Origin of the sequence: uncultured Gimesia sp., from assembly GCF_937919775.1 — a bacterium.
GTDB lineage: Bacteria > Planctomycetota > Planctomycetia > Planctomycetales > Planctomycetaceae > Gimesia.
In genome coordinates, this window is the sequence record NZ_CALFPF010000387.1 from 1 (window position 1) to 9,444 (window position 9,444).

Here is a 9,444-nt window from a genome sequence, read left to right on the forward strand (position 1 = left end):
CAGGATCAGTCAGGAAACTTAATCTCAATAGGCCGTTTGTTTGTCCTATACTTCGGGCCCTGGTGACGCTTGGTTTGCCGTCCCATAAAGGGTCGCCGCTAGCCTGGGCCATCAACCGCAGCATGTCGCAGGTGTAAGCGCCCAAATCCATGTTGGCTCCGCCAGAGAGGCCATAGTTGAAGCGGATGTCATTGAACCTCGGCAGTGGATGACAAAATCGGGCTTCAATATGTTTGACGGGGCCCAGGGCCTGCATCAGTTCCTGCACCCGCACCATCAGCGGGTGATAGCGGTAATGAAAGGCTTCCATCAATACCAGGCCGGTCTGTTGTGACGCCCGGACCATCTGCCGCGCCTCATCTGCGTTGCTGCAAAAAGGTTTCTCGCATAGTACGTGTTTGCCGGCTTCCAGCGCCTTGATGGTCCACTCGCAGTGCAGGCTGTTGGGCAGGGCGATATAGATCGCATTGATGCAGGGGTCATCCAGTAAAGCCTGGTAGCTGTCAAATACCCGGTTGATTCCGTTTCTGAGCGCAAAGGCCTGTGCGCGCCGGCGATCCCGGGCGGCCACGGCATCCAGTTCCACGCCGGGGATTTCGCAGGCAGGCCTGACCAGTGCGTTGGGTGTGATCCGGGCAGCCCCCAGGGCGCCAATTTTCAACACGCGGGAATTTATCATCTGACCCCGGCCTGACCAAATGGGACGATACACGTTAACATACGGGGCAACAGCTTCAGATTCAAAAAAATCAAAGGACTCGGCTTGAAAAAAGACTCGCCTTTAAGACTTGCATTGATCGGATGCGGGCACATTGCACAGAAACGTCACCTGCCAATTTTGCGGAACATGCGGGGCGTCCAGTTGGTCGCCGTGGCGGACACTGATCCACGGAACCTCTCCCTTGTAGCCGGGCAATACAAAGTGCCCAACTGCTACGAAAACCACAGTGCGCTGCTCGAAAATCCGGGGATTGACGCTGTGCTGGTGTCTACCCCGCCAGCCAGCCATTTTGCCCACACGCGGGACGTGCTCGAGAGTGGTCGCCACCTGTACGTGGATTCACCCCTGGCGCTTTCGGTGGAAGATTGCGAAGAACTGATCGAACTGGGAAATCGCACAAAAAGCGTAGCCACCGTCGGCATGAACCTGCGCTACCATTCGCTGATCCAACGTGCGACTCGCTGTATCAAGGGCGGCCTGATTGGGCCGGTACATGCTATTTCGGCAATTTTTTCAACACCCTCAAGGGGTAAACGCGGTGACATTTTTCCCGCATGGCGCCAACCGGACACGGTTGATGGCAATGTATTCAGTGAAAGCGCCTTGCAGCATTTTGATACGTGGAGGGCTCTGACCGGGGCGGAATTTACCGACGTTACGGTCGAATGCGCAAAAATCGGCGGTCCCGTGTCGCTGGCCGCGAAAATGAAAGGAGATACGGCCGGCCAATGTTCACCCATTGTTGTCGCAGCGGTTTTTTCCGAGTATTCCGGTGACAACAGTGAGATCCGCCTGATTGGACGCGAAGGCACGATCGCTCTGTCGCTATATCGTTTTGACGGGTTCAGCTACTGTCCGGCCCTGGTCGCCCAGGGGTCGATCAGTCAACACTTGCGTGGAGTGTCAGAAGGCCTCCGTTTAATCCGTCAAGGCGCCAGAAACCTGGTTCAGGGCGGGGAATATGGAACGACGTTCAGGCTGCAACTCGAGGCTTTTGTTGACGCGTGCAGGGGCGGCAAGCCGCCACTGGTTTCTTTAGCCGATGGAAAAGCAGCCGTGGCAGCGTCGCTTGCGGCGTTTCAGTCCCTGCAAACGAATCAACGGGTGATACTTTAACGAACCCTGTTGTTGGGCGAACCGCCCGCGTCGATCAGGAAAGGCTCGCCCGGCGTCAGCCCGAAGACAGCGCTGGCCACCCATCGCCAAAGAGCTTCAAAGCGGGCGCGCGGTGTGATTTTTGCCACCAGGAAGAGCGCGACGACCAGTAACCGTCGCGGCGAGAACATCAGCGGACGCCAGGAGAACGAAATCGACTGCCGCAGCAGTCCGCTGGCTGAACCAAATTCTCCATCTGCAAACGCCATGCAAAAAATGCCGAAGGTGTCTCTTGCACGCGCCCTCACGAGCGTTCGCGTATCCAGATCCGGGTCGCCAAGCGCGGCCTTCGCCAGTACAGCCGCACCTGCTCTAACCATCTGCCGGTAATCCCGGGAGTAGTTTGAAGCGCCCCTCGTATAGCCAACCAGTGTTTTTTCCACAGTTGCGAAAGTACAGGAACGTGCTATCCGGATCCATTGGTCCCAGTCTGAACGGCCTCGAATCTCCGGTCGAGGGTCAAATAACCCGGCCTGGTCAAACGCCGCCCTGCGCACCATTGCAACGCTGCCTCCACCGACCAGGTCACAAAACAACATTTTGCGATAAACGTCCCCCGAGGCCGCGGATCCAAATCGCCACCCCAGGCAGTGGCCATCGGGATTGACCAGGGCGGAGTAGCAGCCTGCGAACCCCAGGGACTCGTCCCGCTCGAAACAGTCCAGCTGGAGCGCCAGCTTTTCCGGCTTCCACAAGTCATCGTGGTCAAGAAAGGCGATGAATTCACCGCGCGATTCGCGCAGTCCGCGATTCAGCGCGCCGGCAACACCAGAATTCGCCTGGCTGAAAACCCGTATCCTGTCGTCATCTGCTGCAAATCGTTCGACGATTTCCAGCGAGGCATCACTGGAACCGTCATCGATTACGACGGCCTCGAAATCCTCGTACGTCTGCCCCAGCAGGGACCGTAGCGTGTTTGCCAGGAAGTGCTCGGCGTTGTACACGGCGGTGATAACGCTGATCCGCGGCGCTCCCCGGTTCACGACGATCACCCGCGTGGCCGGATCAGAATCCGGAACGCAGAACCGGGCGCCCAGTGGCGGCTGCTGGCAAGCTCAACCGGGGTGTCTGCCGGGCAACTGAGGGTGAAGCCGTTGACAAGCTCGGCAGTGAAAATGCGGGCAATGGTAGTCACCAGAAACGGGGCCAGGCAAGCATGGGTCGAAGCGCCAAAAGGCGAATATTCGCTGCGCGTAAAGCTGCGGTTCAGAAAGCGGTCCGGATCGAAGCGGTCGGGGTCGGGAAAAACAGCAGGATCGCGGTGGCTTTCCCACACACAGATTCTGAGCAGCCAGCCACTCGGGAACCGGTAGCCGGCAAAGTTGAAATCACGGACCACTGCACGATAAATAAACTCACTTTGCCGCATGCGCAGGGTTTCCATGACGAATCGCTCCACCAGCGGTGGCTGGGAAAGTTCATCATGGGCCCTGGGCTCAACGGCGATTCGCTCCAGCAATGCGGGATGATCACTAGCCATTTTAATGATCCAGCACAGCAGCGCACTCATGTCCGCTGCCGTGGTTGTCAGCATGTAGATCAGGTTTCCCATCACCACGTGATCTTCTGCGAGGGCAGGATCTTCCTTCAAAATGGCGCCCAGCAGGCAAGGAGGCGGTAGTCCGCGCCAGCCGGAAACCTGGTCCTCAACCACCGCTCTGATTTCAGCCACAGCATTTCGAATCTGGTTGGCCGAAGCCCGGGCAGGGTTGGCGATATCGATCAGAGGGTAAAACTTCACCAGGCGCTCCCAACCGGGTGACTCGCGCTCAACGGCAAAAAACAGGGAAAACCACAGTTCCAGCATCATTTGTTCCAGGTAGGGCAAAGGATTGATGCCATCCTTGCCAGCAGCGCAATCCTTGCTCACGCGACTCAGCGTACGCTTGATGTTCTCTGTGAACATGGCGTCAAACTCACCGATGATTTTTGGCGCCAAGGCGCGCCGGAAAACGGAACGGTAGTAGGCGTGTTGCGGCTCATGCATGTAGCGCAGCATGCCGCCGGGAACGAATTCAGCGAACGGGAGCCAGGGCGTTTCCAGGCTTTGCTCGTGTTCCCTGAGCAGCTGAATGCCCTGTTCCAGGCCGACGACACAGATGGTCGGGCGCAAAAAATTGCTTGATTTGAAGATCGGTCCGAACTTGCCGGCCTGGCGAAGGTAAAACCGGTCGTCAGACCAGGTTTCGGGAAACAGCCCCAACGAACCCGGCGGCAGGCGTCGTCGTTGCCCCCACGAGGGACGGGCGCGCATTCGCTCCAGCGCAATGAATGTCAACGCGGTGACGCCGGTTAGCCACACCCATCCCGGTAAGAAGACATACACAGCCACCAGCGGAAGTGAAGTCAGGCCAAGTGCCAGGCGAAGCTTCGGCGCCAAGTCCGGGTAGGCGATCGCGAAACGCCGGGAAAAGGACGCCCTTAATGGCCGCCAAAGCGCCCACACGACCAAAACAGGTGTGAGCAGCCAGGGAATATTCACCCGCGAAAAGCCCGAATCGTTTCGATGATCCGCCCAAGATCCGCATCGCTGAGCCGCGGGTGAAGCGGAAGATTAATCGCCCGCGCCATCAAATCTTCAGTCACTGTCAGAGAGGTATTACCTTGGTAAACCGGGCTGAGGTGCAGGGGATGAAAGCGTAACGTCGTGTAGATTTTTCGATTGAGGAGGTGACGGGCCAGTTGGTCCCGCCCTCCACCCCGCAACTGCACGCAATAGGTGAAGAAAGAGTGGCGGTCTTCGGCCAGCGTGTCGCAGGGAGTCTGTAGCCAGGAAATATCGTGCAATTCCCGCTGATAGAGCGTCCAGATGGCGGCGCGGCGGGCTTGCGCAGCAGGCAATTTACGCAGCTGCGCCAACCCGACCGCGGCTGACAAATCGTTGGGGGTCATCTTCGCGAAGGGCTCATGAATCTCGTGCTCCCACCAGCGTTCCTGCCGTTGTGAGGCGTCAAAGCCGGTGCGCGAAATCCCGCACAACCGCAGCTTGCGGGCCCGCTCAAGCCGCGCCGGATCCTTCGCAACCAGGCCGCCGCCTTCCCCCATGGCAAGGTTCTTGACCGAATCGAAGCTGTAGATTCCGATATCCCCAATCGTCCCGCAGGCGCGGCCTGCCACGCGCGAGTCGATGGCGTGTGCTGCATCCTCGATAATCGGCAGGCCGAACTGTGCCAGGTCATAAACAGGCGCGGGTAAACCGGCATAGTGGATGGCCATGATGGCCGCCGTCCGGGGGCTCATTACACGCTCGACCGATGCTGCCGTGAGGTTCATGGTGGCCGGGTCGACATCGCAAAATACCGGTTTGAGGCCGCAGAGCATGACCGCAGATGCACAGGCTACCCAGGTGAAAGAAGGCAGGATCACCTCCGCACCTTCGGGCAGGTCCAGCAGGTGCACAGCCATTTGCAGCGCGTTCGAGCCAGAATTCAGCAGAACAAAATCATCGACACCAAGATGGCATGCCAGGGCGCTTTCCAGGCGGGCGGTCTTTGGCCCCAGTCCGATCCACTGGCTTTCCAGGCAGTCGCGAATTTCTTCGAGTTCTTCCAGGCCGAGGTGGGAGCCAAAAACCTGTATGACGCGCTCTTCCGACTTCACGCGTCAACCCTCACCGAGCAGCCCGTGAGATCATTTCCCCGCACGCCAGGTAAACCCGTTCAGGCGTCGCCGGCGCATCCAGGTCAGGATTGAATTGGTAGTTGGAGATACTGGAGATGGCGTCACGCAGGGCATTCCAGACCGAGATGGCCAGCATTAACGGCGGTTCACCAACGGCCTTCGAATGATAAATGGTTAGCTCCGTATTAGAACTATCAGGCAAAAGTTCAATATTGAATACCTGGGGTACGTCGCCCGCCGTAGGAATTTTGTAACGGGATAAATCCCTGGACTCCAGGCGACCTTGATCGTCCCACACCAGTTCCTCGCTGGTTAACCATCCCATGCCCTGGATAAAACCACCTTCGATCTGGCCCCGGTCGAGGGCCGGGTTCAGTGGCTGTCCAACGTCCTCGCATATATCGACACGCGTCACCTTGTATTCCCCGGTCAAGCTGTCGACCAATACTTCGGAAACGGCAGCGCCGTTCACATAGTAGAGAAAAGGCCGTCCAGTGGCGGTGTCCTTGTCATAGTTAACTTTCGGCGTGCGGTAATACCCTGTTGCGGAAAGGCTTACACGGTTCAGGTATGCAAGTTGGGCTAGTTCGGCAAAGGCGATTTTCCTGGCGCCGGCGATCAGCTGCTGGTTTGCGAAAAATACTTCGGCCGTGCTGACTCCGAAGTGCTTTGCCGCAAAACGGATTAACCGTTTCTTGATTTTCAGAGCGGCATTTCGCGCCGCCATGCCGTTCAGATCACTGCCGGTGGACGCGGCTGTTGGGGACGTGTTTGGCACCTTGTCCGTGCGGGTCGGGGCGCATTTTATGGTCTGGAGATCAACCTGGAATTCAGTCGCGATGACCTGGGCAACCTTGGTAAACAGACCCTGCCCCATTTCGGTGCCGCCATGATTGATCTCGATCGAGCCATCCTTGTGGATGTGCAGCAACGCCCCGGCCTGGTTCAGGTGTGTTTGGGTGAATGCGATGCCAAACTTGACCGGCGTAAGGGACAGGCCTTTTTTCAATACAGGGCTTGAAGCGTTGAATGTCATAATGTCTTTCCGGCGGTTCTTGTAGTCAGAGGTTTTTTCAAGCCGATTTACCAGGCGGTGCATTACGTGCTGGTCGATTTTTTGACCGTAATGAGTCCTGTCCCGGCCTTCTTCTGCGCAGTAAAAATTGAGCTTGCGCACTTCCAGCGGGTCCTTGCCAACAGCCCGCGCGATGTTGTCAATAATCGACTCGATGCTCAGCATGGCCTGGGGTGCGCCAAAGCCCCTGAATGCGGTGCTGGACACCGTGTGGGTCCTGACCTGCCGGCCTTCTATTCTCGCAGCAGGTAAATAATAGGCATTGTCAGCATGGAACATGGCGCGGTGAATGACGGCGTCGGACAGGTCCGCTGAATAGCCACATCCGGCGGTCAACTGCATGTCCAGGCCCAGGATTTGTCCGGCATTATCAAATCCGACCGAGTACCGGCTCAGAAAATTGTGGCGCTTGCCGGTAGCCGGCATATCTTCTGAACGGGACAGCCGAAGTTTCATCGCTCGTCCTGTTTTCTTTGCCAGTAGCGCAGCAATGCACGCCCACTGTGTGGCCTGGGTTTCTTTCCCGCCAAACCCGCCCCCGATGCGGCGAACATCTACGATCACCTTGTTCATTGGAATATCGAGTACAGCCGCCACCAGTCTTTGAACATCTGAAGGGCTCTGGGTCGACGAATACACCAGCATGCCACCGTCCTCTTCCGGGACACACAACGACACCTGGCTTTCAAGGTACAGGTGCTCCTGTCCCCCTATGTGGAGTTCTCCCTTCAGCACATTTTCCGCTGCGGCGATGGCGCTGGCGGCATCTCCGCGCTGCTGGGTGTAGGCCTGACCGACAAAGTTCTGATGGGCGAGTCCTTCCTCAATGGTGATGTCCGCCGGCAGTGCGTCAAAGGTAACCTCCGCCAGCCGGGCTGCCCTGCGCGCCAGCTTGTGGCTGGTGGCCGCTACCGCGAACAATACCTGGCCGGAAAACATGAGTTCGTCTCCCGGGTTCACCATGATCGGGTCACCGGCGAAGACCTGGCCCACGTCGCTGGATCCCGGAATATCATCCAATACCAGCACGTCCACCACGCCATCTGCGCTTCTGACCCGGGACAAATCCAGGCTGGTGACCCGGCCCCGGGCCTTGGCGCCAAGCGCCACATAGGCGTGTAACGCACCGGCAGGCAGTGGGTAATCATCAACAAAAAGCGCCTCGCCACTGACATGCTTTTGCGCGCTGTCATGCCCGGGGCTTGTCCCGGAGACTCCCTGCGGGGGAAGTCCGTGGCGGCCCTGGTTCACAGATTCTTCAGGCAAGATGGCTCCCCCTTGAGTGGCCGGGAACGCACCCGTACTCGATGAACAGGCGGCGGAGCAGATTGCGTGAAACTTCAAGCCGGTATTCGGCGGTCGCTCTGACGTCTGAAATCGCCGTAAAGTCCTGCGCCAGCGCCTGCATGGCGCGCTTGACGGTCGCTTCACATAACTCCTGTCCAAGCAATTCCTGTTCGCAGTGTTTCGCCCTTTTGGGAATTTCCGCCATGCCGGCGAATGCGATGGTGACACTCCTGACCACGTTCCCGTCCAGGCAGAGGTTGAACGCACCACAAGTGGAGGAAATGTCGACAGCTGTCCTCTTGCTGATTTTGTACACCCTGAAAAAACGCGGGTTCGCCGGAACCGGAACCCTGATCTGCTCAATAAATTCCGATCGACTGAGTGCCGTGGTCTTAGGTCCGACAAAAAAATCTTCTACCCTGATCGAGCGACTTTCGTCACCTCGCCGCAGACGCAATCGGGCGCCCATGGCGATCAATGCTGCTGACATGTCTCCGGTCGCAGAAGCGGTTGCAATGTTACCGGCCAGTGTGCCCGTATTACGGATCTGCAGCGACCCCAGGCGGTCAATCAAGCCGCTCAAGTGAGGGTAAAGAGCAGTCAGTTCCTGGCGCGCCCCGCTGAAAGTCACGGCTGCGCCAATCTCGAGAAAATCTTTTTTCCGGCTGATCGAACCGAGTTCCCTTACCCGCTCCAGGGAGATCAAAACGTCGATTTCCTGCAGGGACTGGGTGATTTCCAGGCAGAGGTCTGTTCCACCCGCCACCAGCCTTGCCCGGGGCTGCTCCAGCAGCAGGCTGGAGAGACTTTGAATGGATGCTGGCGCGAAATATGACTTACCCCCGGCTTTCAAAGAAACCTGAGAATTCTCGCGCTGTATCTTGTTTAAGATTCCGGTGACGCTGGCTTTCGACTCGCTGAAAATGTCCTTATCATCAGTTTCAAACATCTTCATGGCTGCATCGATCATCGGGCGATAGCCGGTACAACGGCACAGGTTGCCCTCAAGCGCCTGTATAATTGAAGCGCGATCCGGCTTTTGGTGATTCTTGCGGTAAGCAAAAAGCGACATTGCCACCCCGGGAATACAGAACCCGCATTGAGAGGCATGGCAGTCCACCAACGCCTGCTGAACCGGATGGAGCCCGTCACCGCAGGACAAATCTTCCAGGGTAATCAACTGTTTACCGTGCAGGCTTCCGATCAGAGTCATGCAGGCATTGACCGCCTGGTAATGAAGACCATCGCCTTCAGCCTGGCCGATAACTACCGTACAGGTCCCGCAGTCCCCGGTTCCACAACCCTCCTTCGTACCGCAACGATGCAAGTGATCGCGCAGGTATTCAAGCAAAGTGGTATTGGGATCGAGATCGACGACTTCAGATTCAACTTGATTGACTAGAAACTTTATCACTGGCTCAAAGTCCACCGCCTACACAGCGCAATATACACCCTGTTTCTGGATGGCGTCTATGTATATCGAGGCGATCGATCACCCCGATTTCAACGCCTCAAAGCGCCGGTTAAAGACGAGCTGAAGGATCTGGCTCAGCTGATCAGTCAGCGTGTAGGTCGCTGCCTGGAA

7 protein-coding genes are annotated in these 9,444 nt (G+C 57.5%); 1 reads left to right on the plus strand and 6 read right to left on the minus strand.

Going from position 1 to position 9,444, the window contains the following annotated elements; translation table 11 throughout:
* On the minus strand, positions 1-679 hold a 679-nt coding region (locus Q0294_RS10625; protein ID WP_299464582.1), incomplete at its 3' end, for a Gfo/Idh/MocA family oxidoreductase.
* An 84-nt stretch (positions 680-763) separates the two neighbouring features.
* On the opposite strand from Q0294_RS10625, the gene Q0294_RS10630 reads away from it, so the two are divergent.
* The gene (locus Q0294_RS10630) at positions 764-1,837 is read left to right on the plus strand and encodes a Gfo/Idh/MocA family oxidoreductase (protein ID WP_299464584.1); all 1,074 of its coding nucleotides are present in this window, start codon (positions 764-766) and stop codon (positions 1,835-1,837) included.
* Here Q0294_RS10630 and Q0294_RS10635 read toward each other — a convergent pair.
* Genes Q0294_RS10635 through xdhA form a run of 5 tightly spaced genes read right to left on the minus strand, consistent with a single transcriptional unit; the run spans position 1,834 to position 9,273 of the window.
* Positions 1,834-2,868: a glycosyltransferase family A protein gene (locus Q0294_RS10635; RefSeq protein WP_299464586.1), complete on the minus strand. Its 1,035-nt coding sequence runs from the start codon at positions 2,866-2,868 to the stop codon at positions 1,834-1,836. The two genes, Q0294_RS10630 and Q0294_RS10635, sit on opposite strands and share 4 nt — an antisense overlap.
* The gene (locus tag Q0294_RS10640; RefSeq protein WP_299464590.1) at positions 2,865-4,358 is read right to left on the minus strand and encodes a cytochrome P450; all 1,494 of its coding nucleotides are present in this window, start codon (positions 4,356-4,358) and stop codon (positions 2,865-2,867) included. Before Q0294_RS10640 ends, Q0294_RS10635 begins: the two co-directional genes overlap by 4 nt.
* Complete coding sequence (locus Q0294_RS10645) at positions 4,355-5,476, minus strand: DegT/DnrJ/EryC1/StrS family aminotransferase (protein ID WP_299464593.1); 1,122 nt, start codon at positions 5,474-5,476, stop codon at positions 4,355-4,357. Before Q0294_RS10645 ends, Q0294_RS10640 begins: the two co-directional genes overlap by 4 nt.
* A 10-nt stretch (positions 5,477-5,486) precedes the next feature.
* On the minus strand, positions 5,487-7,838 hold the full coding sequence (xdhB, locus tag Q0294_RS10650; RefSeq protein ID WP_299464596.1) for a xanthine dehydrogenase molybdopterin binding subunit: 2,352 nt from the start codon (positions 7,836-7,838) through the stop codon (positions 5,487-5,489).
* Positions 7,831-9,273, minus strand: coding sequence for a xanthine dehydrogenase small subunit (gene xdhA / locus Q0294_RS10655; protein WP_299464599.1), 1,443 nt, complete (start codon positions 9,271-9,273; stop codon positions 7,831-7,833). Before xdhA ends, xdhB begins: the two co-directional genes overlap by 8 nt.
* Between the last annotated feature and the right edge of the window lie 171 nt (positions 9,274-9,444).